This is a genomic window from Streptomyces sp. NPDC046887, from assembly GCF_040644755.1.
In the GTDB taxonomy this organism is placed as follows: domain Bacteria; phylum Actinomycetota; class Actinomycetes; order Streptomycetales; family Streptomycetaceae; genus Streptomyces; species Streptomyces lichenis.
The window spans coordinates 68,653-91,118 of record NZ_JBEYXH010000031.1 but is presented as its reverse complement, the minus strand read 5'-3'; the positions used below and the strand labels follow the sequence as shown (position 1 = coordinate 91,118).

Here is a 22,466-nt window from a genome sequence, read left to right as displayed (position 1 = left end):
GGAGCGCGGCAACAGCGGGGAGCGGGACGGCTCCACCGGGCTCGGCCTGGGCACGCCCGTGCGGACGGCGGGGGCTGTTTCGAGCGGCGGTGGCCGGGCCGGGGCCGTATCCGGCCGGAAACCTCCGGTACGCGGGCCCGGGCCGCCCGGCCCCGGCCCTCGGCTTTCACCCGAACACCCCGGGGCGGTACGTTGAGCGGGAAACATGACTCCGGGTGTCCGGCCCTCGGGCGCCCGGCTCCGGGCGGCTCCGGGGAACCGCAAGGCTCCGCGGGACCCGGCGGCAGGCTCAGCGGAACCAACAGAAGAGGTGCGGGGCGTCGATGGCGATTGCCAAGGCCGAGCGGCTGATGAACCTGGCGCTGTGCCTCCTCGGCACCCGGCGCCCGCTCAGCAAGCGTGAACTGCGCGGCTCGATCGAGGCCTATCTGGAGGCCGGGTCCGACGACTCCTTCAACCGCATGTTCGAGCGGGACAAGGACGATCTGCGGGAACTGGGCCTGGTCATCGAGACCGTGGAGAGCCTCGACGGCGACACCGGCTACCTCGCCCGCCGCGACTCCAACCGGCTGCCCCCCGTACAGCTCGACGCCGAGGAGGCCGCCGCACTCGGGCTCGCCGCCAAGGTCTGGCAGCAGGCCCGGCTGGCCGGCGCCGCGAGCGGCGCCCTGCAGAAGCTGCGCGCCGCCGGGATGCCCGAGGCCCAGGACGCCTACGACCTGCCGCACAGCGCCCTCGAACCCCGTATCCCGGTCCACGAGGCGGCCTTCGAACCGCTGATGCTGGCCTGCCGCGACCGGCGGCCCGTCGCCTTCGAGTACCGCAAGGGCAACGCCGCCCAGGCCGAGACCCGGCACGTCGAACCGTGGACCCTGGAGTGCTGGCGCGGCCACTGGTACCTGGCCGGCTGGGACCGCGACCGGGGCGCCGAGCGGGTCTTCCGGCTCTCCCGGATCACCGGCCGGGTGCGTTCCCGGGCCGGCGCCTTCACCGCCCCCGTACCCGACGCCTCCACCGTCCGGGAGACCGTGGAGAGCTGGGCCGGCGAGACCGCCACCCGCTCCGCGTACATCCGGCTGCGCACCGGCTGCGGCTACCCGCTGCGCGCCCGCGCCCTCGCCGTGACCGAGCTCGGCGACGGCTGGGACGAGCTGGAGATCCCGTACGGGCACGGCCTGGACGCCTGGCTCGTCGAGTTCGGCCCGGACGTCGTCGTCCTGGAACCGGCCGACCTGCGGGCCGATGTGGTGGACCGGCTGCGCGCCGTGGCCAAGGATTGATCGGTCCAGACCGGCCCGGCCCGAAGACTGAACGGTCGAGGACTGGCCGCGGCGGAGGACTGATCGGCCGAGGAGTGAGCGGCCGACGGCTGACCGGTCGATGACCGACCGGCCGAGAATGAACCGGCAAGGCTGACCGGCCAAGGCTGACCGGCCGGGAACGGACCGGCTGAAGGACTGAGAAGGGGACGACGGAAGCGACCATGGCCGCGAACGCGATCGACCAGACCCGGCGGATGCTCTCCCTGGTGACCTATCTGCGCGAGCGCCCCGGCGCGCACGTCGCCGATGTCGCCCGGGCCTTCGGCATCACCGAGGACGAGCTCATCTCCGACCTGGACGTGCTGCCCATGTGCGGCACCAGCTTCCGCGGCGGCGACCTGCTCGACATCGACACCGACGGCGACCGGATCTGGTGGCACAACCCGGACGACGTGGCCGCCCCGCTGCGGCTCGCCGCCGACGAGGCCACCGCCCTGCTGGTCGCCGCCCGGGCCGTCGCCACCCTGCCCGGGCTGCGCGAGGGCGACCGGGAGGCGCTGCTGCGCGCCACCGCCAAGCTGGAGGCCGCGGCCGGCGAGGCGGCCGGCGCCAGCTCCCGGCTCTCGGTCACCTTCGAGTCCGAGGGCGGGGTCTTCGCCGACGTGGACCGGGCCATCTCCGAGCGGCGCCGGCTCTGGCTGCGCTACTACTCGCCCGCCCGCGACGAGCTCACCGAGCGAGAGGTGGACCCGATCCGGCTGTTCGCCGTCGGCCACACCTATATGGAGGCCTGGTGCCGGCGCACCGAGGCCCGGCGCACCTTCCGGCTCGACCGGGTCGCCGAGATCCGCCTGCTCGACGAGCCCTCCGAGCCGCCGGAGATCGAGCTGCGGGACCTCTCCGAGAACCTGGTCCAGCCCTCCGCCGACGACCCCGAGGTGGTGGTGGAGGTCGGCACCGGTGGTCGCTGGGTGGCCGAGTACTACCCGCACGACAGTGCCGAGGAGCTGCCGGACGGCGGGCTGCGGATCACCCTGCGCACCCCCGACCCGGCCTCGCTGCGCCGGCTCGCGCTCCGGCTCGGCGCCGAAGGCCGTATCGTCTCCCCGCCCGAGCTGGCCGGCAGCGCCCGCCGGGCGGCCGCCGAGGCCCTGGCCGCGTACGAGGACGACCGCCGCTGACCCGCGGCCGGGAAACGGCCGGGAGACGGGCGGGAAACGGTCGGGAAGCGGGCGGGAAGCGGGCGGAGGAGAGGAAAGAATGCTGATGACGGGTGCGGCCGGATCGGTGCGGGCCGCCGGACCGGTGCTGTTCAAGGCCGCGTGCCCGGCGTGCCGGGCCCGCTTCGAGCTCTCCGCCGGATCGCTGCGCCTGGTCATCGGCGCCAGCGCCCGTACCACCTTCTACTCCTTCACCTGCCCCGAGTGCGCCAGCGCGGTGCGCAAGCCGGCCGGTGAGCGCATCGTGGAGCTGCTCACCGGCGGCGGGGTGCGCACCCTGCGCCTGCACACCTGACCGGCGCCCGCCCTTCGGGTCCCCGGCCGTTAGGCTCTGCCCATGTTCTGGCCCATGCTCGCCATCGCCCTGGGGTTCGCCGGCATCGCCATGCTCGGGGTCCTCGGTATCCGTGTGTTCGTCGAGGCCGAGCGGCTCGGCCGGCAGGTGGAGGCGGGCAGCCGGCGGATCAGCCGCGCCGCCGAGGAGCTGGAACGGGCGGCGACGGACGCGGCACGGACCGGGGACGCCCTGCGGTAGCGGCGGTTCCGCCTGCCCCCGGACGCGCCCTCCCGGGGTGCGGCGGGCCGGAGTACGCTGCTGGATGACCGGCTGATCGGCCTGGTGGTCCCGGCAGGCGCGCGGTACGCGGCGGAACGCGTAGTACGCACAGGGATTGCCCGGTGTTTACCCATCCGCGTTACGATCGCTGGCGGCCGTGGTTCGGACAGCCATCCGATCGTCGGCCGACCGACCGCCCCACGCCGCCTCGGTGAGAAGGTAGACACGCTTATGTTCCATCAGATCGGTGCCACCGAGATCGTCCTGATCCTGCTCGTGGTCGTGCTCCTCTTCGGCGCCAAGAAGCTGCCGGAGATGGCCCGCTCGCTGGGCAAGTCGGCCCGCATCCTCAAGAGCGAGGCGAAGGCGATGAAGTCGGAGGGCGGCCAGCAGAACGCCCCCGCCGACCCGCCGGCCGACCAGGTCGGCCACCGCACGATCAAGGCCTCCCCCGGCGACACCACGTCCGCCCGTCCGGTCGCCGAGCCGTCGGACTCCACCCAGCGCTGACCTGGGCCGGGACGAGAAGCCCGGCCCGCCGCACGAGATGAGGACGTGGGTTGCTCAAGCCTGCCCGCACGAAGAGGGAGAAGGACCCCGAGGGGCGGATGCCGCTCGCGGAGCACCTGCGCGAGCTGCGCAACCGGCTGGCCAAGGCCGTGCTGGCGATCACGATCACCTCCGTGGTGGCCGCCTTCTTCAGCCAGCAGCTCATGGAGTTCCTGGCGTCACCGGTGACGACCTGCACCCCGGGCACCTCCATTCAGGAGAACACCGGCGGCCGGTGCGTCATCCTCGCCTACCAGAGCGTGCTCTCGCCCTTCACCTCCACGGTGAAGGTGGTGCTGCTGGCCGGGCTGGTCGCGGCCACCCCGGTCTGGTTCTACCAGCTGTGGGCCTTCGTCGCGCCGGGACTGCACCGGCACGAGAAGCGGTACGCCTACTACTTCGTGAGCGCGGCCGTCCCGCTGTTCCTGGCCGGTGCCGCCCTCGCGTACATCGTGATGCCGATGAGCATCGGCGTGCTGATCAGCATCACCCCCGACGTGGCCTCCAACTTCCTCTCGCTTGACGACCTGCTGGACTTCGCCACCCGGATGGTGCTGGTCTTCGGCCTCGCCTTCGAGCTGCCGCTGCTGCTGATCATGCTCAATGTCACCGGCCTGGTCACCGCCAAGCGGATGGCCGGCTGGTGGCGCGGCGTGGTCATGGGGATCTTCGTCTTCGGCGCGGTCGCCACCCCCTCCACCGACCCGCTGGGCATGCTGGCGCTGTCGGTGCCGATCATCGCGCTGTACTTCCTCGCGGTCGGCGTCGCCTTCCTCAACGACCGCCGCCGACGCAAGGCCGACCCGGACGCCGAGCTGTCCGACGACGAGGCGGCCCCGCTCGACCTCACCCCCGAGCCGGTGCCCGCCGTCGGCCGGGTGCCCGCCGCGTCCGCGCTGCCGGAGCAGGCGGACGGCGACCGGGCCGCCCAGCGGCAGCTGGGCGCCGGCTACGACGACGTGACCTGAGCCCGGCCGGGCACGGCACGGCACCGAGCGGTACGGGGCCGCGGGAGCGCACGGGTGGTGCGCACCCGCGGCCCCGCGGCGTAGGGACGTGTCCCCGGCCTCCCGCACCGGTCGGTTAAAGATCGGCTGAGTGTCGGTGGCGGCGGGTAGTCTCGAAGACAAGATGACAGACGAACTCTCACCCGCGGAGGCGTACGCGGCGGCCAAGCTGCGCGCCGCGGAGCAGCGCACGGCACTCGCCCCCTTCCGCGAGCTGTACGACTTCGGCCTGGACCCGTTCCAGATCGAGGCCTGCCAGGCTCTGGAGGCCGGCAAGGGCGTCCTCGTCGCGGCACCCACCGGCTCGGGCAAGACCATCGTCGGTGAGTTCGCCGTGCACCTCGCCCTGGAGCAGGGCCGCAAGTGCTTCTACACCACGCCGATCAAGGCGCTGTCCAACCAGAAGTACGCCGACCTGGTCAAGCGGTACGGCCCCGGCAGGGTCGGCCTGCTCACCGGTGACAACAGCGTCAACGCGGACGCGCCCGTGGTCGTGATGACCACCGAGGTGCTGCGCAACATGCTCTACGCCGGCTCGCAGGCGCTCAGCGGCCTGGGGTATGTGGTGATGGACGAGGTCCACTACCTCTCCGACCGGTTCCGCGGCGCCGTCTGGGAGGAAGTGATCATCCACCTCCCCGAGTCGGTGACCCTGGTCTCGCTCTCCGCCACGGTGTCCAACGCCGAGGAGTTCGGCGACTGGCTGGACACCGTGCGCGGCGACACCGAGGTGATCGTCTCCGAGAGCCGCCCGGTGCCGCTGTGGCAGCACGTGCTGGCCGGCCGCCGGGTCTACGACCTCTTCGAGGAGGAGACCGACCACGGCGGCCGAGGCTCGGCCCGCCGCGAGGTCAACCCCGACCTGGTGCGGCTCGCCCGGATGGAGAACACCCGGCCGCTCACCCGCGGCCGCCGGGGCCGGGAGGCCGATCGGGAGCGGGAGCGCCGCCAGCGTTCCCGGATCTGGACGCCGGGCCGCCCCGAGGTCATCGAGCGGCTGGACGCGGACGGGCTGCTGCCCGCCATCACCTTCATCTTCAGCCGGGCCGGCTGCGAGGCCGCCGTGCAGCAGTGCCTCTACGCCGGGCTGCGGCTCAACGACGAGGAGGGCCGCCGCCGGGTCCGCGAGATCGTCGAGGAGCGCACCGCCTCCATCCCCCGCGGCGACCTGCACGTCCTCGGCTACTACGAGTGGCTGGAGGCGCTGGAGCGCGGGATCGCCGCCCACCACGCGGGGATGCTGCCGACCTTCAAGGAGGTCGTGGAGGAGCTGTTCGTCCGCGGCCTGGTCAAGGCGGTCTTCGCCACCGAGACCCTGGCGCTCGGCATCAACATGCCCGCCCGCACCGTGGTGCTGGAGAAGCTCGTCAAGTGGAACGGCGAGCAGCACGCCGACATCACCCCCGGCGAGTACACCCAGCTCACCGGCCGGGCCGGCCGCCGCGGCATCGATGTCGAGGGCCACGCCGTGGTCCTCTGGCAGCGCGGTATGGACCCGGCGCACCTCGCCGGGCTGGCCGGCACCCGCACCTATCCGCTGCGCTCCAGCTTCAAGCCCTCGTACAACATGGCGGTCAACCTGGTCGACCAGTTCGGCCGGCACCGCTCCCGGGAGCTGCTGGAGACCTCCTTCGCCCAGTTCCAGGCCGACCGCTCGGTGGTTGGCATCTCCCGCCAGGTCCAGCGCAACGAGGAGGGCCTGGACGGCTACCGCGAGGGCATGACCTGCCACCTCGGGGACTTCGAGGAGTACGCGCGGCTGCGCCGCGACCTCAAGGACCGGGAGAACGAGCTGGCCAAGCAGGGGGCGACGCAGCGCCGGGCGGCCGCGGCGACGGCCCTGGAGCGGCTCAAGCCGGGTGATGTGATCCATGTGCCCACCGGCAAGTTCGCCGGGCTGGCCCTGGTGCTCGACCCGGGTGTCCCGGCCGGGCGGACCAACGGCCACCGCGGCTTCGACCACTACGACGGCCCGCGCCCGCTGGTGCTCACCGCGGAACGGCAGGTCAAGCGGCTCGCCGCGATCGACTTCCCGGTACCGGTGGAGCCGCTGGAGCGGATGCGCATCCCCAAGTCGTTCAACCCGCGCTCCCCGCAGTCCCGCCGCGACCTCGCCTCGGCGCTGCGCACCAAGGCCGGGCACATAGCCCCCGAGCGGCACCGCAAGCAGCGGTCCGGGGCCGCCGACGACCGCGAGATCAACCGGCTGCGGGCCGAGCTGCGGGCCCACCCCTGCCATGGCTGCTCGGACCGGGAGGACCACGCCCGCTGGGCCGAGCGCTACCACCGCCTCCAGCGCGACACCCGCCAGCTGGAACGGCGGATCGAGGGCCGCACCAACACCATCGCCCGCACCTTCGACCGGATCGTCGCCCTTCTCACCGAGCTGGACTATCTGCGCGAGGACGAGGTCACCGAGCACGGCAAGCGGCTCGCCCGGCTCTACGGCGAGCTGGACCTGCTGGCCAGTGAGTGCCTGCGGGCCGGGGTCTGGGAGGGGCTGAAACCAGCCGAGCTGGCGGCCTGCGTCTCCGCCCTGGTGTACGAGTCGCGGCAGGCCGACGACGCGGTGGCGCCCAAGGTGCCGTCCGGCGGCGCCAAGGCCGCGCTCGGCGAGATGGTGCGCATCTGGGGTCGGCTGGACGGGCTGGAGGAGGACTTCCGGATCCACCAGGCCGAGGGCGTCGGCCAGCGCGAACCGGACCTCGGCTTCGCCTGGGCCGCCTACGAGTGGGCCTCCGGCAAGGAGCTGGACGAGGTGCTGCGCGAGGCGGAGATGCCCGCGGGCGACTTCGTCCGCTGGTGCAAGCAGGTCATCGACGTGCTCGGCCAGATCGCCGCGGCGGCGCCGAGCCAGGACAGCACCGTCGGCAAGAACGCCCGCAAGGCGGTCGAGGCGACGCTGCGCGGGGTGGTGGCGTACAGCTCGGTGAGCTGAGCCGCCTGCCTGCGGCGGGTGCGAGCCGGCGAGGGTTGCGCGGCCCCGCCCGGGGGTTCCCGGGCGGGGCCGTTCGCGGGTACGCGAGGGCGGGGCCGGACGCGTCCGCACCCCACCGCGTACGCGCGCAAGGGCTGCCCCACGTACACGCTCAGGGCACCCCCGCACCCCCCCCGCGTACGCGAACGGCGGCCGGCCCCCGTCCAGTGGGGGCCGGCCGCCGGGGCGGGAGGCGTCAGGCGGCTGCCGAGTCGCCTTCCTGCTCGCGCTCGACCTGGTCGTTCCAGGCGCGCTTGACCTCGCGCCAGGCCTCGTCGGTCTGGCCGAGCCGCCAGTAGCCCGAGATGGACAGGCGGTCGCGGTCGATGCCGCGCTCCAGGCGCAGATGGCGGCGCAGTTCCTTGACGAACGCGGCCTCGCCGTGGACGAAGGCGTGCACCTCGCCGGCCGGGAAGTCCAGGGACGTGACCGCCTCCACCAGGGCGTCGCCCACCGGGCGGCCCGCGCGGTGCAGCCAGCGCACCTCCACACCCGCCGGGGCGGTGATCTTCTGCTCCTCGGCCGGACCCTCGATCTCCACCAGCGCGTGCACCACCGCACCCTCGGGCATCCGCTCCAGCGAGGCGGCGATCGCGGGCAGGGCGCTCTCGTCGCCGACCAGCAGATGCCAGTCGGCCGCCGGGTCGGGGGTGTAGCCGCCGCCCGGGCCCAGCAGGTACATCACGGCGCCGGGCTCGGCCCGGGCCGCCCAGGGTCCGGCCAGGCCCTCGTCGCCGTGCACCACGAAGTCGATGGCCAGCTCACGCTGGGCCGGGTCCCAGGAGCGCACCGTGTAGGTGCGGTTGGCGGGCCACTGGTGGCGCGGGAACTCCTCGCGGATGCGGCCCATGTCGAAGGGCTCCGGGTAGGCCACGCCCTCGATCGGGAAGAGCAGCTTCACATAGCTGTCCGTGGACCCGTCGGTCTCGAACGCGGCCAGTCCCTCGCCGCCGAGGACGACCCGCACCATGTGCGGGGTGATGCGTTCGGTGCGCACCACCCGGCCCTCGTGGACCGTCGGTGCCTTACGGGCAGGCTGTTCCGCCACGGTGATCTCCCCTGATGGGTCACGGCGCGCTGGTCTCGGCGCTGCCTGACTGCTCATATCGCTACTTAGGTATGCCTAAGTTAGCATGCGGGGCGGGGAGGTCGACCGGCGGACCGCACCCCGGGGCGTCCGGCGGCTCAGGCGGCCAGCACCGTCAGCAGCCGCTCCAGCGAACCGCCCAGGCCCCAGCGGGCCGCCAGCCGCTCCAGCTCCGCCGGATCCTTGGGCTCGCGCGGGAGGACCGGGTCAAAGGCGGGCAGCGGGACGTCCCCGGCCACCCGTACGACCTTGGGCGCCACCGCCACGTACTCCCGGGACTCGTCCAGCCGCCGCCGCTGCGCCGGGGTGAGCTTGGAGCGCGGGTCGTCCACCGCGGCCATGATCCCGGCCACGTCCCCGTACTCCGCCAGCAGCTTGGCGGCCGTCTTCTCGCCGATCCCCGGCACGCCCGGCAGCCCGTCGCTGGGGTCGCCACGCAGCAGCGCCAGGTCCGCGTACCCCGGGCCGTCCACCGCGTACTTCTGCCGGAGCCACGCCTCGTCCGTCAGCTGGAGGGTACCGACGCCCTTCAGCGGATAGAGCACCCGTACGCCCCGGGCGTCGTCCACCAGCTGGTAGAGGTCCCGGTCGCCGGTGACGATGTCCACCGGGCCGTCCGCCCGGCCCGCGAGCGTGCCGATCACATCGTCCGCCTCGTACCCGGCGACCCCGACCCGGGCCACGCCCAGCGCGTCCAGCACCGCCTCGATCACCGGGACCTGCGGGGAGAGGGTGTCCGGCACCTGCTCCTCGTCCGGCCCGCTCGGCGTCTCCTCGGCGACCCGGTGCGCCTTGTACGAGGGGATCAGCTCCACCCGCCAGGCCGGCCGCCAGTCCGCGTCCATGCAGGCCACCAGCGCGTCCGGCCGGTGGTCCTGGACCAGCCGGGCGATGAAGTCCAGCAGCCCGCGCACCGCGTTCACCGGAGAGCCGTCCGGGGCGCGCACGGAGTCCGGGACGCCGAAGTAGGCGCGGAAGTACAGCGAGGCGGTGTCGAGCAGCATCAGTCGGCGGGGCGCGTCTGCGGTCATGCTCCCGATCATGCCGTACGCCACCGACAGCGCCCGTCGGAGCCGGGCGGCGGACGGCGGGCGGCGGGCGGCGGGCGCCCGCCCACGCCGCCGGGGGACGTGAACCGGATCACCTTTCCGTTTGCCGCGCATGCGTACGGGCAGGGACGGCATCGGAGCGGATCCTGTCCAGGTTTCCGCTGGTACGTACAGCTAGTCATGTTTCTGTGCAGCACCTTGGCGAACACCCGCTCCACGGTCTGCCGAGCGGGGGCGACGGACCGTCACGCTCCGACCCGAGAGGTGTATGTGTCCAGGCTCCAGGCCGACGGTCTGTACAAAGTGTTCGGCAGGGCGCCCGACGAGGCGGTACGCCGGCTCGCAGCGGGCGCCGACCGCGGCGAACTGCGCGCCGACGGGACCACGGCCGCGGTGATCGACGCCTCCTTCACCGTCGACCCCGGCCAGATATTCGTGGTGATGGGCCTGTCCGGCTCGGGCAAGTCCACCCTGCTGCGCATGCTCAACGGGCTGCTGGAGCCGACCGCCGGACGCGTCCTCTTCGACGGCCGCGACCTCACCTCGCTGCCCGCCCGCGAACTGCGCCAGGTCCGCGCCACCAAGATCAGCATGGTCTTCCAGCACTTCGCGCTCTTCCCGCACCGCAGCGTGCTGGAGAACGCCGCCTACGGCCTGGAGGTCCAGGGCGTGGCGCGCGCCGAACGCGAGAAGCGGGCCGCCGAGGCGCTGGAGCTGTGCGGGCTCGGCGGCTGGGCCGCCTCCTGGCCGGACGAGCTGTCCGGCGGTATGCAGCAGCGCGTCGGACTGGCCCGCGCGCTCGCCACCGACGCCGACCTGCTGCTGATGGACGAGTCCTTCAGCGCCCTGGACCCGCTGATCCGCCGGGACATGCAGGACCAGCTGCTGGAACTCCAGAAGCGGCTGAAGAAGACCATCGTCTTCATCACCCACGACCTCAACGAGGCCATGCGCCTCGGCGACCGGATCGCCGTGATGCGGGACGGCCGGATCGTCCAGCTCGGCTCCGCCGAGGACATCCTGCTGCGCCCCGAGGGCGAGTACGTCGCCTCCTTCATCCAGGACGTGGACCGCTCCCGGGTGCTCACCGCCTCCGCCGTGATGACCGAGCCGGAGCGGGACGGCGAGGGGGAGTGCGACTGCCCCTCGGTCAGCCCGGACACACCGGTCGCGGAGGTGTGCGCGGTCAGCGCCCGCGTACCGCATCCGGTCGCCGTACGGGACGCGCACGGCAACGTTGTCGGGACCGTGCCGCGGGAGCGGCTGGTGGCCTTCATCGGCGGGGCGGAGCCGGACACCCGGCCGGTGCCCTGCGCCTCCGGCACCGCCGCCCCCGAGGCATCCGCGGCCTCCGTGAAGGAGGCGGCGCATGCCTAGGCTCGCCCTCGGCGAGTGGGTCGACAGCGCCGTCGACTGGCTCCAGTCCCATCTGTCCTGGCTGTTCGACGCCATCAGCTCGGTCGTCACCGGGATGTACGACGGCATCAGCGCCGCCCTGACCGCGCCCGAACCGCTGCTCTTCGCCGGCATCCTCGCCGTACTCGCCTGGTGGCTGCGCGGGCTGCTCGCCGGGGTGCTGGCCTTCGCCGGCCTCGCCCTGGTCGACTCCATCGAGCTGTGGGAGGACGCCATGTCCACCCTCAGCCTGGTGCTGGTCGCCACCGTGGTCACCCTGGCCATCGCCGTACCGCTCGGCATCTGGGCGTCCCGCTCCAAGACCGTCAGCGCGGTCACCAAGCCGGTGCTGGACTTCATGCAGACCATGCCGGCGATGGTCTACCTCATCCCCGGAATCATCTTCTTCGGCGTGGGTGTGGTGCCCGGCATCATCGCCACCATCATCTTCGCCCTGCCGCCCGGCGTGCGGATGACCGAACTCGGCATCCGCCAGGTCGACGGCGACCTGGTCGAGGCCGCCGAGGCCTTCGGCACCAGCCCGCGCGACACCCTGCTGCGGGTGCAGCTGCCGCTCGCCCTGCCCACGATCATGGCCGGCGTCAACCAGGTGATCATGCTGGGTCTGTCCATGGTGGTCATCGCCGGCATGGTCGGCGGCGGCGGCCTCGGCGGCGCCGTCTACCGCGCCATCGGCAACGTCGACATCGGCCTCGGTTTCGAGGCGGGCGTCTCCATCGTCATCCTCGCCATGTACCTGGACCGGATCACCGGCGGACTGGGCCGCCAGGTCTCCCCGCTGGGCCGCCGCGCCGCCGCCAAGGCCCGCGCCGCCGCCGGCGGGCTGAAGATCTGGCACCACCGGCCCCGGCCGGTCGTCGCCGTCGCCGGTGTGCTGGTCCTCGCCCTGGTCGCCGGAGGACTCAACCTCTTCGGCGGCGCCGGCAAGAACGCCACCGCGGCCGGCGGCGACATCGGGCAGGGCAAGAAGGTCACCCTCGGCTACATCCCCTGGGACGAGGGCATCGCCTCCACCTTCCTCTGGAAGGAGCTGCTGGAGCGCCACGGCTTCGAGGTCGATGCCCAGCAGTACGAGGCCGGGGCGCTGTACACCGGGATGGCGAACGGCCAGATCGACGTCCAGACCGACTCCTGGCTGCCCACCACCCACGCCACCTACTGGAAGAAGTACCAGGACAAGCTGGAGGACCTCGGCTCCTGGTACGGCCCCACCTCGCTGGAGCTGACCGTCCCCTCGTACGTCAAGGGCGTCGACTCGCTGGCCGACCTCAAGGGCCAGGCCGGGCGGTTCAAGGGCCGGATCGTCGGCATCGAGCCCAGCGCCGGCGAGATGGGCCTGCTCAAGGACAAGGTGCTCAAGGAGTACGGCCTGGACGGCGAATACCAGGTCGTCGACGGCTCCACGCCCGGCATGCTCGCCGAGCTGAAGCGCGCGTACGCCAAGAAGGAGCCGATCGTCACCACCCTCTGGTCACCCCATTGGGCGTACTCCTCCTACGATCTGAAGAAGCTCAAGGACCCGCGGGGCGCCTGGGGCAAGGGCGACGGGGTGCACACCCTGGCCCGCAAGGGCTTCGCCGCCGAGAACCCCGAGGTCGCCGGCTGGCTCAAGCGCTTCAGGATGAGCGAAAAGCAGCTCACCGACCTGGAGGCCACCATCCAGGAGACCGGCAAGGGCAAGGAGCAGCAGGCCGTCCGCACCTGGCTGGACCGGCACAAGGACCTCGCCGAGAAGTGGGCCCCGGCCCCCGGCGGCGCCTCCGCGGCCTCCCGCAACGCCGACGGCAAGGACGAGCGCACCCGCCCGCTGAACGTCGCCTGGTTCCCCTGGGAGGAGGACATCGCCGCCACGTACCTGTGGAAGGCGGTCCTTGAGCGGCGCGGCTACCGCATGAACCTCCAGCAGTTCGAGGTCGGCCCGATGTACGCGGCGCTCTCCCGCGGCCAGATCGACGTCCAGTTCGACGGCTGGCTGCCCACCACCCAGAAGCGGTACTGGGACGCGTACGGGGACAAGCTCAACGACCTCGGCTCCTGGTACGGCCCCACCTCCCTGGAGATCGCCGTCCCGGACTACGTCAAGGACGTCCACTCGCTGGCCGACCTCAAGGGGAAGGGCGGGCAGTTCAAGGGCCGGATCGTGGGCATCGAACCCGGCACCGAGACCATGAACATCCTCAAGAAGAAGGTGCTGCCCGGCTACGGCCTGGACGGCGAGTACGAGGTCGTGGACAGCTCCACCCCCGGCATGCTCGCCGAGCTGAAGCGCGCGTACGCCAAGAAGGAGCCCATCGCGGTCATGCTGTGGACCCCGCACTGGGCCTACGACGAGTACGGGCTCACCAAGCTGAAGGACCCGAAGAAGGCCTTCGGCGGCGGCGACCGGCTGCACACCGTCGCCTCCAAGGAGTTCCCCCGCCAGTACCCGCAGCTGACGAAGTGGTTCAAGGACTTCACGCTGACCGAGAAGCAGCTCTCCGGCCTGGAGAACGAGATCCAGCAGCGCGGCAGCGGCCATGAGGAGGAGGCCGTGAAGGCCTGGATGGACCGCAATCCAGGGATCGTGGACACCATGGCCCCGCTGTAGTCCTCTTCTTCTCTCTCATGGGCCCCCGCCGGGGATTCGAGCGTCCGGCGGGGGCCCGTGGTTTCCGCCGGGGCCTCCGGTTTCCGCTGGGGCCGGTGGCCGGGCAGCGGCTCATTTCCGACCCCGCGCCTCCGCTTTCCCACCCGTTGCGCTACTCGGGCGTACCGCCGCTGCGTAAGGTGGTCGCAGAGGGAGGGAGACCCCGACATGGACGAGAAGGAAACGCTCCGGGTGGGCGCCGCCGTCCGCAGACGACGCAGAGCGCTCGCGCTCACCCTCTCCGCGGTCGCCGAGCGCAGCGGGCTGTCCGTGCCGTTCCTGAGCCAGGTGGAGAACGAGCGCGCCCGGCCCAGCATGCGCTCGCTCCAGCGGGTCGCCGCCGCGCTGGACACCACCACCGTCGAACTGCTCGACGCCGCCGACTCGGCCCGTACCGTCGGCGTCGTCCGGGCCACCGAGGACGCCGGACTGCCCGGCGCCCGGCCCCTGGTCCGCGGCGAGCACCAGATGCACGCCGAGGAGTTCACCGGCGACCACGACAGCGGCCGCGAGCTGGTGCTGCGCAACGACGCCATGCTCTACGTCGCCGACGGCAGCGCCCAGGTGGAGGCCGAGGGCCGCGCCTACCGGCTGGAGCGCGGCGACACCCTCTACCTCTCCGGCGGCGTACGCCACCGCTGGCGGGCCGGCGACCCCGGCACCCGGGTCCTGGTCATCGCGGTCACCGAGCACCTCGACCCGGCCGGCTGATGCCGGGCGCCCGCCCCCGGGTGGTCTCCCTGGTCCCCTCCCTCACCGAGGCGGTCGCCGTGAGCGCCCCCGGGCTGCTGGTCGGCGCCACCGACTGGTGCACCCACCCGCCCGGCCTCACCGCCGCCCGGATCGGCGGCACCAAGAACCCGGACACCGCCGCCGTCACCGCCCTCCGCCCCGACCTGGTCATCGCCAACGAGGAGGAGAACCGCGCCCCCGACCTGGACGCCCTGCGGGCCGCCGGGCTGGCGGTGCTGGTCACCGAGGTGCGCACGCTCGACCAGGCGTTCACCGAGCTGGACCGGGTGCTCACCGCCTGCGGGCTCACCTCCCGGCCGCGCTGGCTCGATGAGGCCGAGGCCGCCTGGGCCGTCCCGCCCCCGCCGCCCGCCCTCCGCACGGCCGTCGTCCCCATCTGGCGGCGCCCCTGGATGGTGCTCGGCCGGGACACCTTCGCCGGCGACCTGCTGGCCCGTCTCGGTGTCGCCAACCTCTACGCGGACCACGCCGACCGCTACCCGCGCGTCCCGCTCGACGAGCTGCGCGCCGCCGGCGCCGACCTGGTGGTGCTCCCCGACGAGCCGTACCGCTTCACCGCCGACGACGGCCCCGAGGCCTTCGCCCCGCTGCCCGCCGCGCTGGTCGACGGGCGGATGCTCACCTGGTACGGGCCCTCGCTGGCCGAGGCGCCGAGGGCGCTGGGAGCGGCGCTGGCGGGGGCGGGGCGGTAGCGAGGCCTCCGGCTCCCCGTGTACCGCCCGGTTCAGGCCTTCCGGCCGTGCTGTCGGAGGCGCGGTGCATGATAGGGCGCATGACGAGCAACGGGGGACGACACGAGGAGCCGACCAGCTACGGGCTCCAGCCGCCGGCGCCCCGCCCGGCGCCCGCCCAGCCGGGCCCCGCTGGGCCCGCCGGGCCGGCTTCGGGACCGCACCCGGGGCCGCCTTCGGATCAGCGTTCAGGGCCGCTTCCGGGGCCGCGCTCCGGTACGGAGTCGGGGCCGGCCTCTCGTACGGAGGCGGGAACGGACGGCGGCGGGTCCGGGATGCCCGGCGCCGTGGCGGCCGCTGCCGCCGGGGTGCGCACGGTCGGCCCGGACGCGGGCGCGGGGCGGTTGGTGGGTGGCCGCTACCGGCTGCTGGAGCGCCTCGGTGCCGGGGGCATGGGCACCGTCTGGCGGGCCCGCGACGAGGCCGTGGACCGCGATGTGGCGATCAAGGAGCCGCGGGTCCCGGAGCACTTCAGCCCGCACGAGCGGCGTACCGCCCATCTGCGGATGCAGCGCGAGGCCCGGGCCGCCGCCCGGATCGACCACCCCTCGGTGGTGGCCATCCACGACGTGGTCACCGAGGGCGACAGCCCCTGGATCGTGATGGAGCTGGTGCGGGGCCGCTCGCTCGCCGAGACGCTGGAGGAGGGCACGCTCGCCCCGCGCGAGGCGGCCCGGATCGGCGCCGCGGTCCTCGGCGCGCTGGCCGCGGCCCATGAGGCGGGCGTACTGCACCGCGATGTGAAGCCCGGCAATGTGATGCTCGGCCGCCATGAGCGGGTGGTGCTCACCGACTTCGGTATCGCCACAGTGGAGGGGGAGGAGAAGCTCACCGAGACCGGCGGCTTCGTCGGCTCCCCGGAGTACATCGCCCCGGAGCGGGTGCTCGGCCGCGGCTCCGGACCGGAGTCGGACCTGTGGTCCCTGGGGGTGATGCTGTACCAGGCGGTGGAGGGTGTCTCGCCGTTCCGGCGGCAGACCACCCCCTCCACCCTCCAGGCGATCCTGCTGGCCGAGCTCCCGCCGCCGCGGTACGCCGCCGGGCTGGTCCCGGTGATCACCGGGCTGCTCCGCAAGGAGCCGGAGGCCCGGCTCACCGCGCAGGCCGCGCTGCCGCTGCTGCGGTCCGCCGCCGAGCCGCAGCCGGCCCCCAGGCCACCGGACCACGCCCCCACCGCGGTGGGGGCGGGCGCCCCCGGTATCCCCGGTGGACCGGACGGCCCCGGTCGGGGGAGCACGGGGCGCGGCAACCGCCGCAACCGGCTCGCGCTGGCCGGAGGGGCCGCCGTCCTGGTGCTGGCGCTGGTGGTCACCCTGTTCCTCCAGTTCCGCGGGGAGGACGTCCCGGACGGCTGGAAGCGGTACGAGGAGTACCGGATGGGGGTGACGGTCGCGGCGCCCGCCGACTGGCGGATCGCCACCGGGGACGACCTCGACGACTCCGACGGCCCCTATCTCAGCACCCGCTACACCTCGCCCAAGGGTGAACTGTCGATCCTGGTGGACCGGCAGGCCGAAGCCACCGAGACCGCCCGGGCCACCGCCGACCGGTGGAAGGAGGAGCTGGAGCGGGCCACCCCGCCCGAGGGTGGCACCAAGGCCGTCGCCACGGTGGAGGATGCCGCCGAGCAGGGTCGCGATGCCGCGCTGCTCACCACCTCGTACAACAGCGAGCGGGACGGCGCGCCCCGGCGGCTGGAGAAGACCCTGCTGGTGGTCACCGCCGAGCAGCACCGGCTGTCCATTCGGGTGAACGTCCCCGAGGGGAAGTCCGCCGAGGCCACCGCCACCGATCTGCTGGCGAAGGCGCGTTCGCTCTACCGCATCGACGACGCCCCCGAGCGGCCCCTGCCCTCCGCGACACCCTAGGTCGTGCGTCCGGGGCCGCCGGCCGTGCGGGGCGGGGCGGGTGTCAGCCCCTCCCGGCGGTGGCCGTCCCGGCCACAGGCGTCCGGTACGGGCGTACCGGCACCGCCCGCGCCTCGGCCGGAGGCGTCCCGGCCACGGGGGGCTCCTCCGCGCCCGTCTCGGCCGGGGTCGGCTCTCCCGGGGGCGGTCGGAGCAGGGAGCCGGTGGCCAGGCCGTGCCCGGTGCGGACGGCGACCGTGCACCAGGCGGCCACCAGGAACACGTACAGCGCGATGGCCAGCCAGTGCAGTGCGCCGATCCCGGTGTGCCGTGCCAGTCCGGCCGCCCCGGTCGCACAGGTGCCCACCGGGAAGGTGAAGGCCCACCAGGTCATCGAGAAGGCCATGCCGTGCCGCCGGGCGCGCACCACCAGGGCACCGGCCAGGGCCAGCCACAGCAGGGCGAAGCCGAGCACCGGCACCCCGTACAGCACGGCCGCCGCCGGTGCGTACGGGACACCCGGGGCCGCGTCCGCGAAGGCGCCGGCCGCCGTGACCGACTGGCCGAGCGGTCCGAGGACCAGGAACAGCACCGGGGTGAGCGCGGCCGGCGGCGGCCCGTCCGCCAGCAGCCGGCCGACGACCAGCGGCAGCAGCGCGAGCGTCGCCAGCAGGCTCAGCCCGAACATCCCGTGGCAGGCCGTCAGCAGCGCCCGCTGCCCCGGCCCGGCGGGCAGGTGCGCCACCAGCGGCGGACCGAGCGCCGCCGAGACCATCGGCGGCACCACCGCGAGCAGCCACACCGGCGAGGCGGTGGCGGGCCGGCGGGCCACCACCATCAGATACGGGACCGCCACGGCGACCGCGAGCCCGAGCAGCGTCCCGGCCGTGTACAGCACCGCGTCCAGGACGACCGCCGCCGGCAGCCCGATCCACTCCCGGCCCGCGGTGAGCGCGGCGCCGCCGACCGCGAGCGGGGCCATCGCCGCACAGCCGTGGAACGGCGCCGTGGACGGGTCCCGCACCTGGGCGAGGGCCCGGTCGCGATGGCGGGCCCAGTGCACCGCGCGGGCCGCCACCAAAGCGGCCAGCATCAGCAGCGACAGCGCCCAGACCGCGGCCAGCGCCGTGGGCAGCCCGGGCACCGGCAGCCGCAGCGCCGCCCCGGCGCCCGCCACCATCGCGGTGCCCATGACCGCGGCGTACCAGTGGGGGCCGAGGTACCGGACCCCGGCCGACGGCACGGGGCGGCGACTCGGCGGGGGGACCGGGACGGGGGAGCGGCTCATGGCCACCAGCCTGTCCTGGTCCCACGTCCCCCACCAGGGACAACGACCCTATGACCTCATAAACTGACCTTATGAGTCCGAGCCCGAGCCTGAGTCCGAGTCTGTCGCATCGCGTCCCCGACCTCGGCGCGCTCGAACTCCTGCTCGCGGTCGCCCGGCACGGCAGCCTCGGCCGGGCCGCCCGCGAGGTGGGCATCACCCAGCCCGCCGCGAGCAGCCGTATCCGCTCCATGGAACGCCTGCTCGGGGTCGCCCTGGTCGACCGCTCCCCGCGCGGCTCCCGCCTCACCGACGCCGGGGCGCTGGTCACCGACTGGGCCCGGCGGGTGGTGGAGGCGGCGGAGGCCTTCGACGCGGGGGCCCAGGCGCTGCGCGACCGGCGGGACTCCCGGCTGCGGGTGGCGGCCTCCATGACCATCGCCGAGTACCTGCTGCCCGGCTGGCTGATCGCGCTGCGCGCGGCCCGCCCGGGGACGGCGGTCTCCCTCCAGGCCGGCAACTCCGCGGCCGTCGCCGAACTGCTGCTCGCGGGCGAGGCCGACCTCGGCTATGTGGAGGGCCTGGCCGTGCCCGAGGGCCTGGACGGGGCGGTCGTCGCCCGGGACCGGCTGGTGGTGGTCGCCTCTCCCGCCCACCCCTGGGCCCGCCGCCGCCGCCCGATAGCCCCCGCCGAGCTGGCCTCCGCCGCGCTGGTGCTGCGCGAGTACGGCTCCGGCACCCGCCAGGTCCTCGACGCCGCCCTCGCCGACCACGGCGGCCTGGCCGAGCCGCTGCTGGAACTGGCCTCCACCACCGCGGTGAAGGCCGCGGCGGTGACGGGCGCCGGTCCGGCCGTGCTCAGCGAACTGGCCGTCACCGAGGAACTGGCCTCCCGCCGCCTGGTGGAGGTCCCGGTCGCCGACGTCTCCCTCACCCGCGCCCTCCGCGCCGTCTGGCCCACCGGCCCCCTCCCCGCCGGCCCCGCCCGCGACCTGCTCTCCCTGGCCGCGGGCAGCGCCTCCTGAGTCGCCCCGCCGGCCCGCCCCCCCCGCCGCCCGGGCGCCGGACGTGCGCCACGCCCCGACTGCCGAGCGCGCTCTACTGTCAACCGAGGGTTGACGCCTCCTGACTGTCAACCTAAGGTTGCCTCATGGAGACGAACCCGACGAACCCTCTTCCCCTGAACCCGCCCATCCGGCTGGACGAACTGATCGAGACCATCAAGAAGGTCCACCCCGACGCCGCGCTGGAGCAGTTGACGGACGCGGTACTGGCCGCGGAGCACCTCGGCGAGCTGGCGGACCATCTGATCGGGCACTTCGTGGACCAGGCCCGGCGCTCCGGGGCCTCCTGGACCGACATCGGCAAGAGCATGGGCGTCACCCGCCAGGCGGCCCAGAAGCGCTTCGTGCCCAAGGAGCCCGGCGGCGGCGAACTCGACCCCAACCAGGGGTTCGCCCGCTTCACCCCCCGGGCCCGCAACGTGGTGGCGGCGTCCCAGAACGAGGCCCGGGAGGCGGGCAACACCGAGATCGGCACCGCCCACCTGCTCCTCGGCCTGCTCGCCGAGCCCGAGGGTCTGGCGGCGAAGGCCCTGGTGGCCCAGGGCGCGACGGCGGACGCGGTACGGCAGGCCGCATCCGCCGTACTGCCCGCGGCCGCCGCCGAACCGCCCGAGCTGGTCCCGTTCGACGCGGGGGCCAAGAAGGTGCTGGAGCTGACCTTCCGGGAGGCGCTGCGCCTGGGCCACAACTACGTCGGCACCGAGCACATCCTGCTGGCCCTGCTGGAGTTCGAGCACGGGGGCGGGCTGCTCGGCGGCCTGGGCGTGACCAAGGCCGCCACCGAGTCCGACATCACGGCGGCCCTGGCGAGGATCGCCGCGGAGAAGTAGGCCGGGGGCTGGTCAGCGGCTGGTGGCGGCTGCTACCAGTCCTTCCATGACGCGGAGGTCGTGGCCCATCTCCGGGTGCCACTGGACGCCCAGGGTCCAGGCGGGGCCTTCCGCTTCCAGGGCCTCCACGGTGCCGTCGGCGGCGTGGGCGCAGACGGTGAGGCCCTGGCCGAGGCGGTCGACGGCCTGGTGGTGGTAGGAGGGGACGGCGGCCGTCTCGGGGGTGAGGGCGGCCAGCAGGGTGCCCGGCACGGGCGTGATCTCGTGGTGGGTGAAGGTGCCCGGCCCGCCGGTGTGGCCGTCCAGATGCTGGACCAGGGTGCCGCCCAGGTGGATGTTGAGCAGCTGCATACCCCGGCAGATCCCGAGCAGCGGGGTGGAGGTGGAGAGGGCGGCCTCGATCAAGGCCAGTTCCCAGGCGTCCCGTTCGCGGGCCGGTGGGCCCGTACGGGGGTCGGGCTCCGCGCCGTAGTGAACCGGCTCCACATCGGCGCCGCCCGCCACCACCAGGGCGTCCAGCCGGGCGACCACCTCGTGGGCCGCCTCCGGCGCGTCCGGCGGCAGCAGCACCGCCGTACCGCCCGCCGCCTGCACCAGCCGGGGGTAGCCGGCCGGCAGCAGGGCGGCGGGCAGCCGCCATACGCCCCAGGCCGCCGGCTCCAGGTAAGTGGTCACGCCGATGAGGGGTTTGGGCACCAGGGGGTCCTTTGCTGTGCGGTGAGGCTGTGTGAGCTCACAAGTACGGTCGGGACCGGTCAGTCCCGGGTCAGTTCGGCTTCGGCGGCGGCCAGGGCGGCGAACTCCTCCTCGGGGGCGGCGGCGACCAGGCGGTGGCGGCTGTAGAAGGCGAAGTAGGCGAGGGCGACCGCGTAGACGGCGAGGGCGATGAGCGCCGCCGTCACGTCCACCAGGAAGGTCGCCACCAGAGCGGACAGGGCCAGGACGAACGCGGTGGTGGAGGTGACGATCCCGCCGGGGGTGCGGTAGGGGCGGGGCAGGTCCGGCTCGCGGCGGCGCAGCACGATGTGGGAGAGCGCCATCAGGGCGTACGAGATGGTGGCGCCGAACACCGCGATGTTGAGCATCCGGGCGCCGTTGCCGCTCGCGGCGGCGAGGGCGAAGCCGATGGCGCCGGGGATGAGCAGGCCGAGGTAGGGGGACTTGCGGCGGGAGGTGAGGGAGAGGAAGCGGGGCAGATAGCCCGCCCGGGAGAGGGCGAACAGCTGGCGGGAGCCCGCGTAGATGAGGGAGAAGAAGGAGGCGACCAGTCCGGCCAGGCCGGCGTAGTTGACGAAGCGGCTGAGGGGGGTCGGTTCGCCGTCGCCCTGCAGCGCCACGACGAGGGGGTTGCCGGCTTCCTGGATGGCGGCGGAGCCGCGGGCGCCGGTGGCGGCGAAGAAGGTCAGCACGGCCAGGGCCACCAGGATCAGCAGGGAGAGGGAGAGCGCCTTGGGCATGGAGCGGACCGGGTCCTTGGCCTCCTCGGCGGCGAGCGGCACGCCCTCCACGCCCAGGAAGAACCACATGCCGAAGGGGAACGCCGCCCAGATGCCGAGCAGGCCGTAGGGGAGCCAGGAGGTGGAGCCGAGGGCGGAGGTGTCCACCGGGATGTCGTTGAGGCCGTCGGCGTGGAACTCGGTGAAGGCGCCGACCGCGAAGATGAGGAGGGCGGCCACGGCGATGGCGGTGACGACCAGGCTGAAGCGCAGGGCCTCGCCGACGCCCCATAGGTGGATGCCGATGAAGATCGCGAAGCAGGCCAGATAGACGGGCCAGCCCGACTCCAGGCCGAAGAGGCCCAGGGACTCGACGTAGTCGCCGATGAAGATGGAGATCGCGGCGGGCGCGAGGACGTACTCGATAAGGATGGCCGTACCGGTGAGGAAGCCGCCCCAGGTGCCGAGTGCCCGGCGGGCGAAGCCGTAGCCGCCGCCCGCCGCGGGCAGGATGGCGGACAGCTCGGCCAGCGCGTACACCAGACAGGCGTACATCGCGCCCATCAGGACGGTGGCGATCGCCAGTCCGCCGAAGCCGCCTTGGGAGAGGCCGATGTTCCAGCCGGAGAAGTCCCCGGAGACGACGTACCCGACGCCGAGACCGGTCAGCAGCAGCCAGCCCGCGCTGCCCCGGCGCAGCGTCCGGCGTGTGAGGTAGTCGTCCGCCGGAGCCGCGGCATCCTTGGTGTCGTCCAGTGTCATGGCAGTGCTCCCGTGGTGCGTTCGGGG

At 73.6% G+C, this 22,466-nt stretch carries 18 protein-coding genes and 1 pseudogene; 14 read left to right on the top strand and 5 right to left on the bottom strand.

Annotation, left to right across the window (positions count from 1 at the left end; all coding sequences use genetic code 11):
- Positions 1-323 precede the first annotated feature (323 nt).
- The 7 genes from ABZ945_RS24665 (at position 324) to ABZ945_RS24635 (ending at position 7,532) form a co-directional block, all read left to right on the top strand.
- Entirely contained in the window at positions 324-1,280 is a 957-nt protein-coding gene (locus ABZ945_RS24665; RefSeq protein ID WP_248635065.1) for a WYL domain-containing protein, read from the top strand.
- A gap of 203 nt (positions 1,281-1,483) precedes the next feature.
- Entirely contained in the window at positions 1,484-2,443 is a 960-nt protein-coding gene (locus ABZ945_RS24660) for a WYL domain-containing protein (RefSeq protein ID WP_248635066.1), read from the top strand.
- Between the two features lie 79 nt (positions 2,444-2,522).
- Positions 2,523-2,777, top strand: coding sequence for a hypothetical protein (locus ABZ945_RS24655; protein ID WP_361273333.1), 255 nt, complete (start codon positions 2,523-2,525; stop codon positions 2,775-2,777).
- Positions 2,778-2,819: 42 nt separating this feature from the next.
- Positions 2,820-3,017, top strand: coding sequence for a hypothetical protein (locus ABZ945_RS24650; RefSeq protein ID WP_361273331.1), 198 nt, complete (start codon positions 2,820-2,822; stop codon positions 3,015-3,017).
- A 252-nt stretch (positions 3,018-3,269) separates the two neighbouring features.
- Positions 3,270-3,548, top strand: a complete 279-nt coding sequence (gene tatA / locus ABZ945_RS24645) for a Sec-independent protein translocase subunit TatA (RefSeq protein WP_361273328.1) — start codon at positions 3,270-3,272, stop codon at positions 3,546-3,548.
- Positions 3,549-3,646: 98 nt separating this feature from the next.
- Positions 3,647-4,555, top strand: a complete 909-nt coding sequence (gene tatC, locus ABZ945_RS24640; RefSeq protein ID WP_361273350.1) for a twin-arginine translocase subunit TatC — start codon at positions 3,647-3,649, stop codon at positions 4,553-4,555.
- Positions 4,556-4,718: 163 nt separating this feature from the next.
- Positions 4,719-7,532: a DEAD/DEAH box helicase gene (locus tag ABZ945_RS24635; protein WP_361273326.1), complete on the top strand. Its 2,814-nt coding sequence runs from the start codon at positions 4,719-4,721 to the stop codon at positions 7,530-7,532.
- 235 nt (positions 7,533-7,767) lie between these two features.
- Here ABZ945_RS24635 and ABZ945_RS24630 read toward each other — a convergent pair whose 3' ends face one another.
- Together ABZ945_RS24630 and ABZ945_RS24625 are read right to left on the bottom strand one after the other, a co-directional pair.
- A complete protein-coding gene (locus tag ABZ945_RS24630; protein ID WP_361273323.1) occupies positions 7,768-8,619 on the bottom strand; it encodes a siderophore-interacting protein in 852 nt (283 codons plus the stop codon).
- Positions 8,620-8,756: 137 nt separating this feature from the next.
- Positions 8,757-9,689, bottom strand: coding sequence for a 5'-3' exonuclease (locus tag ABZ945_RS24625; protein WP_361273320.1), 933 nt, complete (start codon positions 9,687-9,689; stop codon positions 8,757-8,759).
- Positions 9,690-9,977: 288 nt separating this feature from the next.
- On the opposite strand from ABZ945_RS24625, the gene ABZ945_RS24620 reads away from it, so the two are divergent.
- From ABZ945_RS24620 to ABZ945_RS24600, 5 genes are all read left to right on the top strand, one after another.
- Entirely contained in the window at positions 9,978-11,084 is a 1,107-nt protein-coding gene (locus ABZ945_RS24620) for a glycine betaine/L-proline ABC transporter ATP-binding protein (RefSeq protein WP_361273318.1), read from the top strand.
- Complete coding sequence (locus tag ABZ945_RS24615) at positions 11,077-13,710, top strand: ABC transporter permease/substrate binding protein (RefSeq protein ID WP_361273315.1); 2,634 nt, start codon at positions 11,077-11,079, stop codon at positions 13,708-13,710. The genes ABZ945_RS24620 and ABZ945_RS24615 overlap by 8 nt, the downstream gene beginning before the upstream one ends.
- Positions 13,711-13,917: 207 nt before the next feature.
- On the top strand, positions 13,918-14,460 hold the full coding sequence (locus tag ABZ945_RS24610; protein ID WP_248635075.1) for a helix-turn-helix domain-containing protein: 543 nt from the start codon (positions 13,918-13,920) through the stop codon (positions 14,458-14,460).
- Positions 14,460-15,194: a helical backbone metal receptor gene (locus tag ABZ945_RS24605; RefSeq protein WP_361273311.1), complete on the top strand. Its 735-nt coding sequence runs from the start codon at positions 14,460-14,462 to the stop codon at positions 15,192-15,194. Before ABZ945_RS24610 ends, ABZ945_RS24605 begins: the two co-directional genes overlap by 1 nt.
- A gap of 326 nt (positions 15,195-15,520) precedes the next feature.
- Complete coding sequence (locus ABZ945_RS24600) at positions 15,521-17,101, top strand: serine/threonine-protein kinase (RefSeq protein WP_361273309.1); 1,581 nt, start codon at positions 15,521-15,523, stop codon at positions 17,099-17,101.
- Between the two features lie 163 nt (positions 17,102-17,264).
- Here ABZ945_RS24600 and ABZ945_RS24595 read toward each other — a convergent pair.
- A pseudogene (locus tag ABZ945_RS24595) lies at positions 17,265-18,368 on the bottom strand (C4-dicarboxylate ABC transporter); the annotation flags it as partial.
- Between the two features lie 71 nt (positions 18,369-18,439).
- Between ABZ945_RS24595 and ABZ945_RS24590 the strand changes: the two are divergent.
- Both ABZ945_RS24590 and ABZ945_RS24585 read left to right on the top strand, forming a co-directional pair.
- Positions 18,440-19,372 carry a LysR family transcriptional regulator gene (locus tag ABZ945_RS24590; RefSeq protein ID WP_361273306.1) on the top strand — a complete coding sequence of 311 codons (933 nt, stop codon included), beginning with the start codon at positions 18,440-18,442 and terminating at the stop codon, positions 19,370-19,372.
- Positions 19,373-19,497: 125 nt separating this feature from the next.
- On the top strand, positions 19,498-20,241 hold the full coding sequence (locus tag ABZ945_RS24585; protein WP_361273304.1) for a Clp protease N-terminal domain-containing protein: 744 nt from the start codon (positions 19,498-19,500) through the stop codon (positions 20,239-20,241).
- A 12-nt stretch (positions 20,242-20,253) separates the two neighbouring features.
- Here ABZ945_RS24585 and ABZ945_RS24580 read toward each other — a convergent pair whose 3' ends face one another.
- The gene (locus ABZ945_RS24580) at positions 20,254-20,937 is read right to left on the bottom strand and encodes a gamma-glutamyl-gamma-aminobutyrate hydrolase family protein (protein WP_361273301.1); all 684 of its coding nucleotides are present in this window, start codon (positions 20,935-20,937) and stop codon (positions 20,254-20,256) included.
- A 59-nt stretch (positions 20,938-20,996) separates the two neighbouring features.
- Positions 20,997-22,439 (bottom strand): ethanolamine permease, encoded by a 1,443-nt coding sequence (gene eat / locus ABZ945_RS24575; RefSeq protein ID WP_361273298.1) that lies wholly within the window; start codon positions 22,437-22,439, stop codon positions 20,997-20,999.
- Between the last annotated feature and the right edge of the window lie 27 nt (positions 22,440-22,466).

What these genes read in the sequence shown, in the direction of transcription:
- ABZ945_RS24665 (WP_248635065.1), top strand. Translation starts at nt 324, where the DNA reads ATGGCGATTGCCAAGGCCGAGCGGCTGATGAACCTGGCGCTGTGCCTC.
- ABZ945_RS24660 (WP_248635066.1), top strand. Translation starts at nt 1,484, where the DNA reads ATGGCCGCGAACGCGATCGACCAGACCCGGCGGATGCTCTCCCTGGTG.
- ABZ945_RS24655 (WP_361273333.1), top strand. Translation starts at nt 2,523, where the DNA reads ATGCTGATGACGGGTGCGGCCGGATCGGTGCGGGCCGCCGGACCGGTG.
- ABZ945_RS24650 (WP_361273331.1), top strand. Translation starts at nt 2,820, where the DNA reads ATGTTCTGGCCCATGCTCGCCATCGCCCTGGGGTTCGCCGGCATCGCC.
- tatA (WP_361273328.1), top strand. Translation starts at nt 3,270, where the DNA reads ATGTTCCATCAGATCGGTGCCACCGAGATCGTCCTGATCCTGCTCGTG.
- tatC (WP_361273350.1), top strand. Translation starts at nt 3,647, where the DNA reads ATGCCGCTCGCGGAGCACCTGCGCGAGCTGCGCAACCGGCTGGCCAAG.
- ABZ945_RS24635 (WP_361273326.1), top strand. Translation starts at nt 4,719, where the DNA reads ATGACAGACGAACTCTCACCCGCGGAGGCGTACGCGGCGGCCAAGCTG.
- ABZ945_RS24625 (WP_361273320.1), bottom strand. Translation starts at nt 9,689, where the DNA reads ATGACCGCAGACGCGCCCCGCCGACTGATGCTGCTCGACACCGCCTCG.
- ABZ945_RS24615 (WP_361273315.1), top strand. Translation starts at nt 11,077, where the DNA reads ATGCCTAGGCTCGCCCTCGGCGAGTGGGTCGACAGCGCCGTCGACTGG.
- ABZ945_RS24610 (WP_248635075.1), top strand. Translation starts at nt 13,918, where the DNA reads ATGGACGAGAAGGAAACGCTCCGGGTGGGCGCCGCCGTCCGCAGACGA.
- ABZ945_RS24605 (WP_361273311.1), top strand. Translation starts at nt 14,460, where the DNA reads ATGCCGGGCGCCCGCCCCCGGGTGGTCTCCCTGGTCCCCTCCCTCACC.
- ABZ945_RS24590 (WP_361273306.1), top strand. Translation starts at nt 18,440, where the DNA reads ATGAGTCCGAGCCCGAGCCTGAGTCCGAGTCTGTCGCATCGCGTCCCC.
- ABZ945_RS24585 (WP_361273304.1), top strand. Translation starts at nt 19,498, where the DNA reads ATGGAGACGAACCCGACGAACCCTCTTCCCCTGAACCCGCCCATCCGG.
- eat (WP_361273298.1), bottom strand. Translation starts at nt 22,439, where the DNA reads ATGACACTGGACGACACCAAGGATGCCGCGGCTCCGGCGGACGACTAC.